The organism is Stenotrophomonas muris (genome assembly GCF_052751275.1).
This window is the reverse complement of record NZ_CP199879.1, coordinates 956,168-973,009: the sequence shown is the minus strand read 5'-3', so window position 1 is coordinate 973,009 and position 16,842 is coordinate 956,168. Positions and strand designations below refer to the sequence as shown.

Sequence of the window (16,842 nt, the reverse complement as noted above, 5' to 3'; positions counted from 1 at the left end):
CTTGTTGCGGGACCCGCACCCGACGGTGCGCGCCGTTCATTGCTCAGCCGTGACGCTGCTGGAAATCGGCCATGAAGGCGACCAGCGCCTCGGCCCCGGCCAGCGGCATGGCGTTGTACAGCGAGGCACGGATGCCCCCGACCACCTTGTGTCCCTTCAGCGCCAGCAGGCCGGCAGCCTTGGCTTCGGCGACGAAGCGGGCATCAAGCCCGGCATCGGGCAGGAAGAACGGGATGTTCATCCGCGAGCGTGCCGCATGCGCGACCTCGTTCCGGTAGAAGCCGCCGGAGCCATCAATGGCGCCGTACACCAGTGCCGCCTTGGCGGCATTGCGCCTGGCGAATTCGGCCACGCCGCCTTCGGCCAGCATCCACTTGAACACCAGGCCGGCCAGGTACCAGTTCCAGGTCGGCGGGGTGTTGAGCATCGAATCGCGGGCGACATGCGAGCGGTAATCGAAGATGTCCGCGCGCGGCTGGCCAGTACGCTCGAGCAGATCGCGGCGGACGATCATCACTGCGATGCCGACCGGGCCCAGGTTCTTCTGCGCGCCGGCATAGATCACACCGTAGCGGCGTACATCCAGCGGCTCGCTGGCGATGGACGAGCTGAAGTCCGCCACCAGCGGCACATCGCCGGTATCCGGCACATCACGGAACTCGACGCCGTGGATGGTCTCGTTGGCGGTGATGTGCACATAGGCGGCGTCGGGCGAGAGCTGCCAGTCGGCGCGGGGCGGCAGCGTGCGATAGCCGTCGGGCTCGCTGCTGGCGGCAATGTTGACGTCGACGTAGACGCCGGCCTGCTTGACCGCAGTCTTTCCCCAATGGCCACTGACCACGTAGTCGGCGCGCTGGCCGGGGCTGGCGAAGTTGAGCGGGATCAGCGCCTGCTGGGTGGTGGCACCACCGGACAGGAACAGCACCGCGTAGTCGTCGGGGATATCGAGCAGGCGGCGCAGGTCGGCCTCGGCCTCGGCGGCCACGGACATGAATTCCGCGCCGCGATGGCTCATTTCCACGATCGAGGCACCACTACCGTGCCAGTCCAGCATTTCCGCCTGCGCCTGGCGCAGGACCGTTTCCGGCAAGGTCGCAGGGCCGGCACTGAAGTTGAACGCGCGCGTCATGTCACACCTGTGGGGCAAGACCCCTAGTATGCCGCAGTGCACCAGCCTTGCGGCCTAGTGCGGCAAGGGAAATTTGGTTTCATTGGAATCCATTCGCCGCCGGCGTGGCGCCGGTAGTCGCCGACCTCGGTCGGCGTACGCCGTCAGGCGTCATGCCCGCCGAAAAAGCGTGCCGACCAAGGTCGGCACCTACCAAAGCCGTGTGCTGCCAGGCGTCAAGCCCGCCGACGGAGCGTGCCGATCAAGGTCGGCACCCACCAGGGCGCGGACCCAGCGGATTCAGATCAGCAGCAAAGCCCCGGTAGTCGCCGACCTTGGTCGGCGTACGCCGTCAGGCGTCATGCCCGCCGAAAAAGCGTGCCGACCAAGGTCGGCACCTACCAAAGCCGTGTGCTGCCAGGCGTCAAGCCCGCCGACGGAGCGTGCCGATCAAGGTCGGCACCCACCAGGGCGCGGACCCAGCGGATTCAGATCAGCGCGCGCCGAACCAGAGCAGCAGGCTGAGCAGTGCGGCCAGCAGCAGCGCACTCACCAGCAGCCACGGCCAGCGCCGGACCCTGCGCGGCGCGGCCGGCAGCACCGGCGCCTGCTCGGCCTCGTGGCTGGCGTCGTCCTCGGCGGGCAGCGGCCGCCGGCGCGGATCGTGCGGCACTTCCAGCACGAACCGGTGCTGGCCATCGAACACGACCTGGTCGCCGGCCTGCAGCCAGCAGTGGCGCACGGCCACGCCGTTGACCCGGGTACCGTCGGCGCTGCCCAGGTCGCGCAGCAGCACGCGCTCGCCGTGCACTTCCACGCGGGCATGCTGTTCGGCGAAGGCCGGGTCATCGATGGCGATGTCGGCCTCGTTGCCGCGGCCGATCAGGCGGGCCTGCGACAGGGTGAAACTGCGGCCATGGTGCAGGCCACCGACACCGCGCAGCAGTCGTTGCTGCTCGTCGCTGCCATCCTCGTTCTTCGGCGCAGGCGCCTGCAGCAGGCTCTCGACTTCGCCCTGCAGCACCATCTCCACGCCATCCACGTATACCGCATCGCCCGCGCGCAGCAGGGCCATCCGGCGCACCGGTCGACCATTGACGTGGATGCCGCGGATGCCATTGCCGACCTGCAGCCAGAGGCCGCGATCGTCCATGCAGAACTGGGCCAGCAGCAGGGCGCCGTGGCCGGCATCACCGAGCCGCACGCTGCCGTTGGCCTGGCGCACGATGCGCTGCACCCCGGGCCGCAGGGGCTGGTCGGGCTGTTGTTGCTGACTGAAGTGAACTAGCAGGTTCTGCACGCGGCGCAGCCTAGCAGGTTGGTCGCCAACGAAGAAGAACCCACGATGAGTGCTTGGCGCGGCGGCCCTTGATGCGCACAATGCTCGCCCTCTTTGATCATCCCCGCCCTGCGCCAGGAGCCTGCATGTCCACCATCGATGTCCGCCACGCCCACGCCCTGCCCGACGCACAGGCGCGCGCCGCGATCGAACAGGTCGCTGCCAAGCTGTCCGAGCGCTTCGGCCTGAAGTCGTCCTGGACCGCCGACGTCCTGAACTTCTCCGGCAGCGGTGTGGACGGTGCGATCGAACTGCAGCCGGGCGCCGTGCGCGTGACCGCCAAGCTCGGTTTCCTGCTGTCGGCGATGAAGGGCATGGTCGAAGGCGAGATCCAGCGCGTGCTGAAGGAAAAGCTGGGCTGAACCCCAGCGGCGGCCATCACGGCCGTGCAACGCCACCGCGCGCTACTCTCGGGGCAGGCCCAACTCCCACGGGAAGTGCGATGAACCACTACGAGAACGACGACCGCCGCAACGACGACGCCTCTTTCGGTGACCAGGCCGAGCGCTTCTCGCGCAAGCTCAGCGATTCGGCGCAACAGGTCTGGCTGGCCGGGCTGGGTGCGCTGGGGCGCGCGCAGGCCGAGGGCAGCCGCTTCTTCGACGGCCTGGTGAAGGAAGGCGAAGCCTGGGAAGCCCGCCGCCGTGAACGCAGCGGCGAACAGGGCCCGGGCTGGCGTGACAACGTCGAATCGTCCCTGGATGAAGCCCGCGAGAAGGCCTCGGGCACCTGGAACAAGGTCGAGAAGGCCTTCGATGACCAGGTGCAGGGCGTGCTCAAGCGGCTGCATGTGCCCACTGCCGACGAGGTGACCGCGCTGGAAGCCCGCATCGATGCCCTGCACGCGCGCCTGGCCAGGCTGGAAAACCGGGCGGCTTCGGGTGCAGATGCCCCCTCACCGGGCAGCCATCAATCGCCGGACAGCATTCCCTGAGCGCAATTGTTGCAATGCAATAAATTTTGATTGACAATCGCGAGCAACCCGCCAATCGCTTCGGCTGCCGTTTGTTCCCTCCCCTCACGGCTTCAGGATTGGCGGGTTTTTCGTGTCCGTCGTATACCGTTCTGCGCGCTCCATCACGCTTCCTGTCAGGAACATCCTGACCCAGCCGGGCACCGCGACCTTTACACTGTCGCTATCCGCTTTCGCCCCTTCCGCCCTACTCCTGCATGCTCCCTTGGATCCTGGCCCTGCTGTCGGCCCTGCTTACCTGTTCCCTGGCCGTTGTCTATCTGTGGTGGATCAAGCGGCGGCAGAAGGAGATGCAACTCGGCCTGCAGGCTCTGGCAGGCATGCACTGGCGCGAATTCTCGGTTCTGGTCAAGCGCATGCTGCGCGAACAGCGCGGCCTGCGTGAGCTGATCGATCCGGCCGAAGATGCCCGCGAGCCGAGCAGCGACTTCCTGCTCAGCGATGGCCCCAATCAATGGCTGGTGTCGTGCAAGCACGGCCTGGCCTACCGCATCGGCACCGCCGCAGTGAACGAACTGGGTGCGGCCGCGCGCCTGGCCGGCGCCAAGGGTGGCGTACTGCTGACCGAAGGCCGTATCGAGCGCGACGGCCGTGGCGCCGCCGAGAAGCAGGCGGTTGAAGTGCTGGATGGGCCGCGCCTGTGGCCGTTGCTGCAGCCCTACCTCCCTGCCGATATCGAAGCGCGCGTGCGCGCCAGCGCCCGGCACGAAGCGCTGCGCCGCATTGCCATTGCCGCACTGGGTTCGGCCACGCTGGGGCTGCTTGTCGGCCTGGGTCTGCAGGGCCTGCATGTGGAAGAGGCCACTCCGGTCGCTGCGGCGCCGGTGGTGGCAACGCCTTCGGCCGCGCCTTCAGCCGCACCCGCCCCGATCGAAGCAGTCCCTGCGGCCGCCCCCGCTCCCACGCCTGCCGTCGCCCCGGCGACCGACGCGCGCAGCAATCCCGACCCTGATGCCGCCACGCTGGAGCGCTTCCAGGCCGATCTGGCCCGCGCCCTGGCCGGCAAGCCCGGCATCGCCAGCGGTGTCTGGCTGACCCGGCAGACACTGGCGATCAACCGCACCGGCGAACTGGACGCGGTGTGGCCGCTGGTCTGCGAGGAAGTGCTGCACTACCCCGCCCTGCGCAACGTGCGCATCCAGCTCAACGCCCGCCCCGGCGTGGATGAGCCGGTGCGCTGGCGGCAGTGCGCCACGTACTGATGGGGCTGCATCCACGCGTGGCGTGGATTTACTGAACCCCGATGCGCGACCCCTTGGTAGATCCACGCCACGCGTGGATGCCTTTGCAGAGTTGAGCCACGCGCGAACAGCAGCCGAGCATGGGCTCGGCTCCACGTGGCGCCTGCTCAGCCCAATGCCGCGAGATGGGCGATGTAACTGGAGCGCGATTCACCCGCCGCTCTGGCCTGCGCATCCAGCCTCGCCAGGATCCGGCGTGGCAGGCTGATATTGACCCGCTCGATGGTGTCGTCCAGCAGAGCCGGATCAATGCAGATGTACGCAAGAATCCAACAGATGTCCTTGGATGCCTCGGCGGCGATCTTCTGCGGCGCGGAAGGTGTCGGAATCGAGCGCCCCTCATCCAGGGCCACATCAATCCAGGCGAGTGCAGCTTCCTCGGCAGCGCTGAGCGCATCATCAAGCGTGTCGGCCGCCGAGAAGCACCCCGGCAGATCTGGAACGACCACACCCCACGCGGTGCGCTCATCGCCCGCCTCGATCAAGACTGGATATCGCATGGGCCCTCCTACGTCAGTCCTGCGAGCTTCCGCAACGCCTGCACCAGCCCTTTCCCCAGATCCTTCCTTGGGTGAGGAACGGTGATGATGTGAGGGTGCTGCGAGTGCACGAATACATGATGGGATCCGCGGATCCGACGACAGATCCAACCTGCCGCTTCCAGTTCCCGGATGAGGTCCCTGCTCTTCATGCAGGGACGATACACATCGTACACACGCCCCGACAGAGTTCAAGGCGACAGTCGTTTCGGCAGAGTAGATCCACGCCATGCGTGGATGGAATCCCTATCGCGCGCCCGGCGCGAAGCGCGCCACCAGGTCCCAGGCATCCCCCAGGAACACCTGGCGAACGCGGGTGATCGGCTGTTCGCCACGCCAGGTCAGGCGTTCGATCACCAGGCAGGCGGTACCGGGCTTCACATCCAGCAGCCTGGCGGTGGCAGTATCCGCGCCCCAGGCACTGATGCGATGCTGGGCACGGGTCCAGGACACGTTCTGCAGCAGCCAGCTGCCCGGGGCGGTGGTGCTGAAGTCGACCTCCAACACCTCGGGCACGCCCACCGGGCTGATCAGGCGGTGCTCAAGCGCCAGCGGGCGGCCATCGGCCAGGTGCAGGCAGCGCATCGCCAGCAGCATTTCGCTGCCGGCCAGCTCCACTTCGCCGGCATTGCCGGCATCGGCCAGGCGCAGATCGCGCTGCAGCAGTCGATAGGCGTACTGATGTCCCCGCGAGCCGACTTCCATCGCGATATCGGGAATCTCCAGCGCCACCTGCTCCAGGTGCGGTGGCTGACGCGCCACGAACGAACCCGCGCGACGGCGGCGCTCGATCATGCCGCTCTCGGCCAGTGCGGTCAGCACCTTGTTCACTGTCATCCGCGAGCATCCGTACTGCTCCATCAACTCGTGCTCGTACGGAATCCGGAAGCCCGGCGCCCACTCTCCACTGAGGATGCGGCTTTCCAGATCGCTGCGGATACGCTGGTTGAGCGTGGCGGACTTGCTGGCCTTCACGTAATGGGGTCTCGGTGGCGGGAGGCGATCAGCCCAGCACGCCACGCAGGGCGGCGGTAAAGGCGGTGGTGATCGCCTCGCGCTGCAGGTGGCGGCCCTCGGCCACGCATTGGCGGCCATGGCGCCAGACCGATCGCAGCGCGCCATTACGTGCGGCGAACACCCAGCTGTCAAGCCATGCGTCATCCTGTCGCGCCTGCAGCGCCGGGTGCCCGGCATCCAGTTCGACCAGGTCGGCACTGGCGCCCACCTGCAGGCCAGCGGCCACGCCCAGCGCCTGTGCACCACCGTGCAGTGCGCCTTCGAACAGGAAGCGGCCGGTGCTGCGGGTGGCATCCGGGGCCAGTACGTTGCGACCGCGCAGGGTCAGACGCTGGCCGTATTCGAGCAGGCGCAGTTCTTCGGCCGCGTCGATCAGCACATTGGAATCGGAACCGACGCCGAAGCGCCCGCCCTCGCGCGCGAACGCCTGCATCGGGAACAGGCCGTCGCCCAGGTTGGCCTCGGTGATCGGGCACAGGCCGGCCACGGCTTGGCTGGCCACAATGGCCGCGCGCTCGTCATCGGTGATGTGGGTGGCATGCACCAGGCACCAGCGCGCATCCACCGGCGCATGGTTGTACAGCCACTGCACCGGGCGCTGGCCGCTCCAGGCCAGGCAGGCCTCCACTTCGCGCACCTGCTCGGCGATATGGATGTGCACCGGGCCGTCGGTCAGCGGCAGCAACGCACTCAGTTCCTCGCCGGTGACCGCACGCAGGCTGTGCGGTGCGATGCCGAGCACCGCGTCGGGCAGCGCGGCCAAGGCCGGCTTGGCGGCCTCCAGCAGCTGCGCGAAGCCGTCCACGTCGTGGATCAGGCGCCGCTGCGCTGGATTCGGCGCCGCCCCGCCGAAATCGGCATGTGCATAGAACACCGGCAGCAGGGTCAAGCCAATGCCGGTCTGGTCGGCGGCGGCGGCGATCCGCGCACTCATCTCGGCGCGGTTGGTATACGGCCGGCCGTCGGCATCGTGGTGCAGGTAATGGAATTCGCCGACGCGGGTGAAGCCGCTTTCCAGCATTTCCATGTAGGCCTGGGCGGCAATGGCCTGCACCGCGTCTGGGCGCAGGTGGGCCAGGAAACGGTACATCAGCTCGCGCCAGCTCCAGAAGCTGTCACCGTCGCCGCCGCCGATCTCGGTCAGCCCGGCCATGCCGCGCTGGAAGGCATGGCTGTGCAGGTTGGGCAGGCCCGGCACCAGGATTCCGACGCGGGTGTCGCCCGCCTGCGCGCCCTGCCCCGTGCTGATGGCCGCGATGCGACCGTCCTGCACCTGCAGGCGGACATTGCGGGCCCAACCCTCGGCCAGCAGGGCGTGGGCGGCATGGAAACTGTGCGGGGAACGCGAATCGGACATGGCTGGACAACCCGAAATGGACGCCTATATTGTATAGACATATAAGCACAGCCGCGTTGTGGATGCCATGCACGTCGATACCCTCTGGTCTAACGTCCACCTGATCACCCTTGATGGCGAAGGGCTGGGTGTCATCCGCGATGGCGTCCTGGCCTGCGCCGACGGCCGCATCGTCCATGTCGGCGCGGCCGGCAGCGATGCCCACCTGCAGCCGACCACCCGCATCGACGGCGAAGGCCGCTGGATTTCGCCCGGCCTGATCGACTGCCATACCCACCTGGTCTACGCCGGCAACCGCGCCAACGAGTTCGAGCAGCGCCTGCAGGGCGTCAGCTATGCCGAGATCGCCCGTGCCGGCGGCGGCATCGTTTCCACCGTGCGCGCCACCCGTGCCGCCACGCCGGAACAGCTGGCCCGCGAAAGCCGGCCACGCCTGCTGGCGATGCGCGCCGAGGGCGTGACCACCCTCGAGATCAAGTCCGGCTACGGCCTGACCCTGCCCGACGAGCGCAAGCAGCTGCAGGTGGCGCGTGCGCTGGGCGAGGAATGCCGGGTCAACGTGGTGACCACCTTCCTCGGCGCGCACGCGGTTCCGCCAGGCCGCGAAGCACAGGAGTACACCGACGAAGTGTGCGAGGTGATGATTCCGGCCATCGCCGCCGAAGGCCTGGCCGAAGCGGTGGATGTGTTCTGCGAGAACATCGCCTTCTCGCCGGCGCAGGCGCGCCAGGTCTTTGAGGCGGCGCGCGCCAACGGGCTGTCGGTGAAGATCCACGCCGAGCAGCTGAGCAACCAGCATGGCGCCGAACTGGCGGCCCGCTTCGGGGCACTGTCGGCCGACCATATCGAACATCTGGACGATGCCGGCATCGCCGCGATGGCCGCTGCCGGTACCGTCGCCGTGCTGCTGCCCGGTGCCTTCTATTTCACCCGCGATACCACCCTGCCGCCGATCGCCGCGCTGCGTGCGGCCGGCGTACCGCTGGCGCTGGCCACCGACAGCAACCCGGGCACTTCGCCGCTGACCAGCCCGCTGCTGGCGATGAACATGGGCGCCACCCTGTTCCGCCTGACCGTGGACGAGTGCATCGCCGGCTTCACCCGTGAAGCGGCGCGCGCACTGGGCCATGGCGAGCGCATCGGCCGCCTGGCGGTGGGCATGGACTGCGACCTGGCGATCTGGGACATCGATGCCCCCGCCGACCTGGTCTATCGCATTGGATTCAACCCGCTGCACGCGCGCGTGGTGCGCGGACAGCCCGACCTGCCTGCCTCCTGGAGCAACACATGAGCAACACCCTGGTTCTTCGCCCCGGCCATGTCACTCTCGCCCAGTGGCGGCAGGTCTATCGCGGTGCGCCGCTCGCACTGGACCCGGCCGCGCTGCCGGTGGTGCGCGCCAGTGCGGCGGCGGTGGCCGCCATCGTCGCCAAGGGCGCGCCGGTGTATGGCATCAATACCGGCTTCGGCAAGCTGGCCAGCGTGCGCATCGAGCGCGAAGACCTGGCCACCCTGCAGCGGAACATCGTGCTCTCGCATGCCGCTGGCGTGGGCGAGCCGATGCCGGCCAGCGTGGTGCGCCTGATGATGGCGCTGAAGCTGGTCAGCCTGGCGCAGGGTGCTTCGGGCATCCGCGAGGAAACCCTGCTGCTGCTGGAAGCGATGCTGGTCAAGGGCGTGCTGCCGGTGGTGCCCGCGCAGGGCTCGGTGGGTGCCTCGGGTGACCTGGCGCCGCTCTCGCACCTGGCCAGCGTGATGCTGGGCGTAGGCGAAGCCTTCATCGGTGACGAGCGCCTGCCGGCAGCCGACGCACTGGCACGTGCCGGCCTGCAGCCGATCGAACTGGGCGCGAAGGAAGGCCTGGCGCTGCTCAACGGCACCCAGTTCTCCACCGCCTATGCGTTGGCCGGCCTGTTCGAGATCGAGACCGTGTTCCAGGCCGCACTGGTGACCGGCGCGCTGTCGGTGGAAGCTGCCAAGGGTTCCGACACGCCCTTCGACCCGCGCATCCACGCGATCCGCGGCCAGCGCGGGCAGATCGCCACCGCCGCCACCCTGCGCGCGCTGATGCAGGGCTCGGACATCCGCGAATCACACCGTGACAACGACGTGCGCGTGCAGGATCCGTACTGCCTGCGCTGCCAGCCGCAGGTGATGGGCGCGGCGCTGGACATCCTGCGCCAGGCCGCGACCACGCTGGAAATCGAAGCCAACGGCGTGTCCGACAATCCGCTGGTGTTCACCGATACCGGCGAAGCGCTGTCCGGTGGCAACTTCCACGCCGAGCCGGTGGCCTTTGCCGCCGACATGCTGGCGATGGCGGTGTGCGAGATCGGTTCGATCAGCGAGCGCCGCCTGGCGATGCTGGTCGATCCGGCGCTGTCCGGCCTGCCCGCCTTCCTGACCCCGCGTCCCGGTTTGAATTCCGGTTTCATGATTCCGCAGGTGACTGCTGCTGCACTGGTCTCGGAAAACAAGCAGCGCGCCTACCCGGCCAGCGTTGACTCGATCCCGACCTCGGCCAACCAGGAAGACCATGTGTCGATGGCCGCGCATGGCGCACGCCGGCTGATGCAGATGGCCGAGAACGCCGCCAACGTGATCGGCATCGAGCTGCTGGCCGCTGCGCAGGGTTGCGACTTCCACGCCCCGCTGCGCTCCAGCGCCGCGCTGGAAACCGTGCGCGCCACCCTGCGTGCGCAGGTGCCGACGCTGGAAGAAGACCGCTACTTCCATCCGGACATGGTGACCGCCACGAATCTGGTGCGCAGTGGCGCGCTGGCGCAGGGCCTGACCGACCTGCTGCCAACCGTGGAACCGCAGGCATGAATACCCATCCCGAATGGCTGACGGTGCACGAAGGCGACGCCCCCCTCATCGTCAGCTTTCCGCATACCGGCAGCGAGCTGCCGCACGACCTGATCGGCGACTACCACTCACCGTGGCTGGCCCGCCGCGACACAGACTGGTGGGTACACGAACTGTACGACTTCGTGCGTGGCATGGGCGCGACCACGGTGCGCTCGGCGATCTCGCGTTCGGTGATCGACCTCAACCGCGATCCCAGCGGCGTGTCGCTGTACCCGGGCCAGAACACCACCGGCCTGTGCCCGCTGACCACCTTCGACAACCAGCCGCTGTACCACGCCGGGCGCGAACCGGACGAAGCGGAAATCGCCCGTCGCCGCGACACGTATTTCCTGCCTTACCACGATGCGCTGGCGGCGCAGATCACGCGCCTGCGCGCACGCCACGCTACCGTGGTGGTGTACGACGCGCACTCGATCCGCTCACACATCCCGCACCTGTTCGAAGGCGAGCTGCCGCAGTTCAACCTGGGTACCGCCGGCCCCTCCGGTGCACCGGACACCTCCTGCGACAACGCCTTGAGCGATGTGGTGGAGAACCTGCTGGCGCTCAGTGGCATGAGCCAGGTGCGCAACGGCCGCTTCAAGGGCGGCTGGATCACCCGCCACTACAGCAACATCCCGGGCGGCGTGCATAGCCTGCAGATGGAACTTGCCTGCCGCGGCTACATGCACGAGCCGCTGCCCGACCAGGTGGACGAACACAGCTGGCCCACCCCGCTCGACCCCGCCCACGCCGCACCGCTGCGCCACACCCTGGCGCAGGTGCTCAACGCCTGCCTTGAATTCGCTACGAACCGGAGCGCCGCATGACCCGCAACGACCCGTCCCGCACCATTGCCGCGCCGACCGGCACCACGCTCAACGCCAAAAGCTGGCTGACCGAAGCGCCGCTGCGCATGCTGATGAACAACCTGCACCCGGACGTGGCCGAGCGCCCGCAGGAACTGGTGGTGTACGGCGGCATCGGCCGCGCCGCGCGCGACTGGGAAAGCTTCGATGCCATCGTCGAGACGCTCAAGCGCCTGGACGACGACCAGACCCTGCTGGTGCAGTCGGGCAAGCCGGTAGGCGTGTTCCGCACCCACGCCGACGCGCCGCGCGTGCTGATCGCAAATTCCAACCTGGTGCCGCGCTGGTCCAACTGGGACCACTTCAACGAGCTGGATAGGAAAGGCCTGGCCATGTACGGCCAGATGACCGCCGGCAGCTGGATCTACATCGGTGCGCAGGGCATCGTGCAGGGCACCTACGAGACCTTCGTGGAAATGGGGCGCCAGCATTTCGGCGGCGACCTGACCGGGAAGTGGCTGTTCACCGGTGGCCTCGGCGGCATGGGTGGTGCACAGCCGCTGGCTGCCGTGATGGCCGGCGCCTCCTGCCTGGCCGTCGAGTGCCGCAAGAGCAGCATCGACATGCGCCTGCGCACCGGCTACCTGGATACCTGGACCGACAACCTGGACGAAGCGCTGCGCCTGATCGACGAGTCGTGCAAGGCCGGCACGCCGAAGTCGGTGGGCCTGCTCGGCAACGTTGCCGATGTGCTGGCCGAACTGCTCAAGCGCGGCGTGAAGCCGGACCTGCTGACCGACCAGACCTCCGCGCACGACCCGGTGAACGGCTACCTGCCGCAGGGCTGGACGGTCGAACAGTGGGATGAGAAGCGCGCTTCCGCCCCCAAGGAAGTGGAGAAGGCCGCGCGTGCATCGATGGCCAACCACATCCGCGCCATGCTCGGCTTCCACGCGCTGGGCGTGCCGACCGTGGACTACGGCAACAACCTGCGGCAGATGGCACTGGAAGAAGGCGTGGCCAATGCCTTCGATTTCCCGGGGTTCGTGCCGGCCTATATCCGTCCACTGTTCTGCCGCGGCATCGGCCCGTTCCGCTGGGCCGCACTGAGCGGTGATCCGGAAGACATCGCCAAGACCGATGCAAAGGTGAAGGAACTGATTCCGGACAACCCGCACCTGCACCGCTGGCTGGACATGGCCGCCGAGAAGATCAAGTTCCAGGGCCTGCCGGCACGCATCTGCTGGGTCGGCCTGGGTGATCGTGATCGCCTCGGCCTGGCCTTCAATGAAATGGTGGCCAACGGCGAACTGAAGGCACCGGTGGTGATCGGTCGTGACCATCTGGACAGCGGCAGCGTCGCTTCGCCGAACCGCGAAACCGAAGCGATGGCCGACGGTTCCGATGCGGTGTCCGACTGGCCGCTGCTGAACGCCCTGCTCAACACCGCCAGCGGCGCGACGTGGGTGTCGCTGCACCACGGTGGCGGCGTGGGCATGGGCTTCTCGCAGCACGCCGGCATGGTGATTGTCTGTGATGGCACCGAAGCGGCGGCGAAGCGGATTGGCCGCGTGCTGTGGAACGACCCGGCCACTGGCGTGATGCGCCATGCCGATGCGGGGTATGGCATCGCGATCGACTGCGCGAAGGAAAAGGGACTGGATCTGCCGGGAATCCTCGGCTGATCACGGAGGTACCGGCCAGCGGCCGGCACTACCGAAACGTGTGGTAGTGCCGGCCGCTGGCCGGCTCTCCCCGATGCGGGAATCGGCGGCCTTGACCCGCTCGTCGGTCGTGACCAACATGCGCCATCACCGCTGATGGATCACCGCGATGTACCGCACGCTCGCTGCCGCACTGCTCTGCACGCTGTTTGCGATCCCGCCCGCTTCGGCGCGTGACGTCCCCACCACTCTCTCCACTCAGCTCGACGCCCAACTGCAGAGCAACCGCGAGCGCTACGGCATTGCCGGCCAGGCGGTACTGGTCACACACAACGGCCAGGTGCTCTACCAGGGCGCCAGCGGTGAACGTGATCCCGCTGCCCATGCCCCTGCCACCGTCGAGACCATCTTCGCCGCGCAGTCGATGGCCAAGCTGCTGACCAGCACGCTGGTGATGCAACTGGTCGATCAGGGCAAGGTGGATCTGGATGCGCCGGCCAGCCGCTACGTGCCGGGCCTGCCGATTGCATGGCAGGCGATCCACGTGCGTGATTTCCTCAACCACAGCTCCGGCATCGGCGAGTACTACGACCGGGTGGATAACCGCTGGGTGAGCAAGGGCTACCCCGGTGTAGCGCCTGACCTTGCCGCTGCGCTGAAAGTCGCCGGCGCGGCACCGATGCAGTTCGCCACCGGCAGCCGCATGCAGTACACCCAGGCCAACTACCTGGTACTGACAGCGCTGCTGGAAGCACACTACCGCACGCCCTACCCGGCCATCGCGCGCGAACGCATCCTGCAGCCATTGAAGATGACCAGCACGTCATGGGGCATCGCCAACGTGCCGGTCGAGCGCGCGGCGGTGCCGTACATCGGCAAGGATGGCGCGTTGCAACCGGCCAATGAAGATCCCTGGCCCAACTACGGCTGGGGGCATGCCGACCTGCAGACCACCGTGGGCGACATGAACCGTTTCCTGCAGGCGCTGGCGACCGGCAAGCTGGTGCGCACGGCGACCCTGGAAAAACTCTGGCAGCCGCAGAAGCTGAGCGGTGGCGGCAGCAACTTCTTCTCCACCGGCTGGGACACCACCCGCAGCGACGGCTACACCCAGGTCGGCCACGATGGTGGCACCCGTGTACGTGCGCGATTGGCCTACAAGGGCACGCTGGCCAGCGGCTACTGGGTGTTCGTGTACCTGACCAATGGCAGCGCCCGCAATGTCTGGTCCAGCACGCTGGTGGAGAGCACGATGGCGGTGGTTGCGCCCGGGGAGTTTCCGCATGCGGTGTTGTCCGAGCGGCTGATCGGCTATGCGCTGGATGACAGCACCGATGCGAAACCGCAGATGCGTAGCTGGCTGCGCGACAGCAATGGCGTTCCCACCGGCGAACTGGAGCGTGCGATCAACGGTGATGGCTATGCCATCCGCGAAAGCCTCGGTGCACGCAAGGCGCTGAAGGTGTTCGCGCTGAACACCGAGCTGTATCCGCAGTCCGCCAACACGTGGGACAGCCTGGCCGAGTGCCACGCTGCATTGGGGGAGAGGGAAGCGGCTGATCGGCTGTACGCGAAGGCCAAGAAGCTGGCGAAGCCCTCGCCATAAACCCTGCTGTAGCGCCGAGCCCGTGCTCGGCTGATCTTCGCCGCGATGGCAGACAACCCGCGCTTCGCGCGATTAGCCGAGCGTGGGCTCGGCTCTACAGGAACACGGCGGGCGGCCATACGCCGCCGGCGGGTGACGCGGCGCTGTCGACCTGTTAACTTGCGCGCCACTTTCGTGGTTTACAGCATTCCCGCATGTCGCTTCCGTCGTACCGCCCTCACCCGTCGCTGCTGTTCCTGGCTGTTTCCCTCGCCCTGGCTTCCACCGCCGCCGCCGCCCCGCAGGCCACCACCCTCGATGCCGTGCAGGTCACCGCTGCCGCCGATGCCAGCGCGCAGGCGCGCGAGGCCCTGAAGCGCATCCCCGGCGCCAGCAACGTCATCGACGTGGCCAAGGCCGACAGCCGACTATCCACCAGCGCCGATGTGTTGGCCTACCAGCCGGGTATCAGCGCGCAGTCGCCGGGTAATGAGGGCACCAAGATCTCGATCCGTGGCTCGGGCATCAACCGGGGCCCGGGCGCGCACGCCTCGGGCATTGCGGTGTCGATCGACGGCCTGCCACTGACCGGCCCGGGCGGCACGCCCTACGAGCTGCTGGAACCGCTGTGGCTGTCGCGCGTGGAAGTCCTGCGGGGCGCCAACGGCTTCGAGCGCGGTGCGTTGGCGCTGGGCGGTGCCATCGACTACGTCAGCCGCAGCGGTCGTGATTCGGCGGGCGTGCAGCTTCACTACGAAGCCGGCAGCCGTGGCTACCAGAAGCGCGGCATCAGCTGGGGCGGCGTCAGTGGTGATGTCGACTACTTCCTGGCCTACACCGATACCGAATTCGACGGTTACCAGCGTCATGCGCGCGGCGACGGCAAGGGCGCGATGGCCAACATCGGCTGGCAGATCACGCCCGACCTGCAGACGCGTTTCTTCGTGCGCTACCGCGAAACCAATCATGAAACGCCCGGTCGCCTGACCCGCGATCAGATCCGTAACGATCCGCGTGCCGCGAATGCGGCCAACCTGGCCATCGATGCGCGTCGCCCGCAGCCGGGCAGCACCTGGGTGGGCAACGTCACCACGCTGCAGATCGATGAAGACTCCTCGTTGCAGGCCGGGCTGGTCTATCACAAGTACCCGATGGACTTGAACGAGAGCCTGTACCGGCAGCAGCTGGACTACGCCAACCTCAACGCCACGCTGGACTACCGCCGCCGCCACCGGCTGTTCGGCCTGGACAGCGAAACCACGGTCGGCCTGCGCGTCACCCACGATCTGGACGCCGATGTGCGCGAGTCGCTGCGCTTTGCCAGCAACGGCTATGCCGCCGGCACGCGCACGCGTGACTTCCGGCACCACGGCACCGACAGCACGCTGCACGTCGGCAACACCCTCACCTTCAATGACCGCCTGCGCATGCAGACCGGGCTGGCACTGATCAACACCCGTCGCGATGTGCAGGTGACCTGGCCGAGCAGCGGTGGCCGCCTGCGCGACCACGACTGGGACTACGCGCCGCGACTGGGCTTCACCTGGCAGCACAGCGCCCGGACCCAGTGGTTCGGCAACCTCAGCCGCTCGGTGGAGGCGCCGCACCCGTGGTCGATGATCTGGGGCTCGAACCAGTACTTCGGGCCAGGCAATGGCCCGTCTACCGGCCGCCAGCGCGCGCCGGTGCCGATGCAGAACCAGACCGCCACCACGCTGGAACTGGGCGCGCGCGGTGACGCGGCGCTGGGCCGCTGGGAACTGACCGGCTACTACGCGCACGTGAACCACGAACTGCTGAGCGTTGAACTGCAACCGGTGCCGAACCTGTTCATCGCCGAGAACAACGCCAGCCCCACCGTTCACCGCGGCATCGAGGCCGGATTGGACAGCACGCTGTGGCGGGCTGCACCGGGCCGGCTGTCGCTTCGCCAGGCCTATACCTTCAGCGATTTCCGCTACCGCCACGACGCGCGTTTCGGCAGCAACCGCCTGCCCGGCCTGCCGCGCCACGCCTACCAGGCCGAGCTGCGCTTCGATCACGCATCCGGCCTGTACGCCGCGCTCAATACCGAATACGCCTCGCGCATCGCCGTCGACTACGCCAACAGCTACTGGGCCGACAGCCACGTGATCTTCGGCAGCCGCATCGGCTACGACGCACCCGGTGGCCGCTGGCAGGCCTGGGCGGAGATGCGCAACCTCGGCAACCGCCACTACACCGCCACGGTCACGCCGGGCTACGACGACGTAGGCAGGGATATTGCCCGCTCGACGCCGGGCGAAGGCCGTGGCATCTACGCTGGTGTGCGTTTGCGGTTTGACTGATGACCGCAGGCGGCGCCGGGTGTGATCCGGCGC

Annotated in this window: 15 protein-coding genes; 9 read left to right on the top strand and 6 right to left on the bottom strand. The window is 67.8% G+C overall.

Going from position 1 to position 16,842, the window contains the following annotated elements; genetic code table 11:
- Window positions 1–43 precede the first annotated feature (43 nt).
- Window positions 44–1,129, bottom strand: a complete 1,086-nt coding sequence (serC, locus tag ACUVWL_RS04260) for a 3-phosphoserine/phosphohydroxythreonine transaminase (protein ID WP_445978847.1) — start codon at window positions 1,127–1,129, stop codon at window positions 44–46.
- 472 nt (window positions 1,130–1,601) lie between these two features.
- Window positions 1,602–2,408, bottom strand: a complete 807-nt coding sequence (locus tag ACUVWL_RS04255; RefSeq protein WP_032961655.1) for an FHA domain-containing protein — start codon at window positions 2,406–2,408, stop codon at window positions 1,602–1,604.
- 125 nt (window positions 2,409–2,533) lie between these two features.
- On the opposite strand from ACUVWL_RS04255, the gene ACUVWL_RS04250 reads away from it, so the two are divergent.
- From ACUVWL_RS04250 to ACUVWL_RS04240, 3 genes are all read left to right on the top strand, one after another.
- Complete coding sequence (locus ACUVWL_RS04250; protein ID WP_005417302.1) at window positions 2,534–2,809, top strand: polyhydroxyalkanoic acid system family protein; 276 nt, start codon at window positions 2,534–2,536, stop codon at window positions 2,807–2,809.
- 80 nt (window positions 2,810–2,889) lie between these two features.
- A complete protein-coding gene (locus ACUVWL_RS04245) occupies window positions 2,890–3,381 on the top strand; it encodes a phasin family protein (RefSeq protein WP_180834921.1) in 492 nt (163 codons plus the stop codon).
- 236 nt (window positions 3,382–3,617) lie between these two features.
- Entirely contained in the window at window positions 3,618–4,622 is a 1,005-nt protein-coding gene (locus ACUVWL_RS04240) for a restriction endonuclease (protein WP_445978846.1), read from the top strand.
- Between the two features lie 146 nt (window positions 4,623–4,768).
- On the opposite strand, the gene ACUVWL_RS04235 is transcribed toward ACUVWL_RS04240, so the two are convergent.
- From ACUVWL_RS04235 to ACUVWL_RS04220, 4 genes are all read right to left on the bottom strand, one after another.
- Window positions 4,769–5,161 carry a type II toxin-antitoxin system HicB family antitoxin gene (locus tag ACUVWL_RS04235; protein WP_100450295.1) on the bottom strand — a complete coding sequence of 131 codons (393 nt, stop codon included), beginning with the start codon at window positions 5,159–5,161 and terminating at the stop codon, window positions 4,769–4,771.
- 8 nt (window positions 5,162–5,169) lie between these two features.
- Window positions 5,170–5,352: a type II toxin-antitoxin system HicA family toxin gene (locus ACUVWL_RS04230; RefSeq protein ID WP_080053039.1), complete on the bottom strand. Its 183-nt coding sequence runs from the start codon at window positions 5,350–5,352 to the stop codon at window positions 5,170–5,172.
- 94 nt (window positions 5,353–5,446) lie between these two features.
- On the bottom strand, window positions 5,447–6,175 hold the full coding sequence (hutC, locus tag ACUVWL_RS04225) for a histidine utilization repressor (protein ID WP_032957259.1): 729 nt from the start codon (window positions 6,173–6,175) through the stop codon (window positions 5,447–5,449).
- A 28-nt stretch (window positions 6,176–6,203) separates the two neighbouring features.
- Window positions 6,204–7,574 carry a formimidoylglutamate deiminase gene (locus ACUVWL_RS04220; RefSeq protein WP_445978845.1) on the bottom strand — a complete coding sequence of 457 codons (1,371 nt, stop codon included), beginning with the start codon at window positions 7,572–7,574 and terminating at the stop codon, window positions 6,204–6,206.
- A 67-nt stretch (window positions 7,575–7,641) separates the two neighbouring features.
- Here ACUVWL_RS04220 and hutI point away from each other — a divergent pair, with 67 nt between their 5' ends.
- From hutI to ACUVWL_RS04190, 6 genes are all read left to right on the top strand, one after another.
- On the top strand, window positions 7,642–8,865 hold the full coding sequence (gene hutI, locus ACUVWL_RS04215) for an imidazolonepropionase (protein ID WP_046431452.1): 1,224 nt from the start codon (window positions 7,642–7,644) through the stop codon (window positions 8,863–8,865).
- Entirely contained in the window at window positions 8,862–10,403 is a 1,542-nt protein-coding gene (hutH, locus tag ACUVWL_RS04210) for a histidine ammonia-lyase (RefSeq protein WP_014647625.1), read from the top strand. The genes hutI and hutH overlap by 4 nt, the downstream gene beginning before the upstream one ends.
- Window positions 10,400–11,254: an N-formylglutamate deformylase gene (hutG, locus tag ACUVWL_RS04205; protein ID WP_445978844.1), complete on the top strand. Its 855-nt coding sequence runs from the start codon at window positions 10,400–10,402 to the stop codon at window positions 11,252–11,254. The genes hutH and hutG overlap by 4 nt, the downstream gene beginning before the upstream one ends.
- Window positions 11,251–12,918, top strand: a complete 1,668-nt coding sequence (gene hutU / locus ACUVWL_RS04200; RefSeq protein ID WP_445978843.1) for a urocanate hydratase — start codon at window positions 11,251–11,253, stop codon at window positions 12,916–12,918. The genes hutG and hutU overlap by 4 nt, the downstream gene beginning before the upstream one ends.
- 148 nt (window positions 12,919–13,066) lie before the next feature.
- On the top strand, window positions 13,067–14,503 hold the full coding sequence (locus ACUVWL_RS04195) for a serine hydrolase domain-containing protein (protein WP_049442513.1): 1,437 nt from the start codon (window positions 13,067–13,069) through the stop codon (window positions 14,501–14,503).
- Between the two features lie 194 nt (window positions 14,504–14,697).
- The gene (locus ACUVWL_RS04190; RefSeq protein ID WP_288496554.1) at window positions 14,698–16,809 is read left to right on the top strand and encodes a TonB-dependent receptor family protein; all 2,112 of its coding nucleotides are present in this window, start codon (window positions 14,698–14,700) and stop codon (window positions 16,807–16,809) included.
- Window positions 16,810–16,842: the final 33 nt, after the last annotated feature.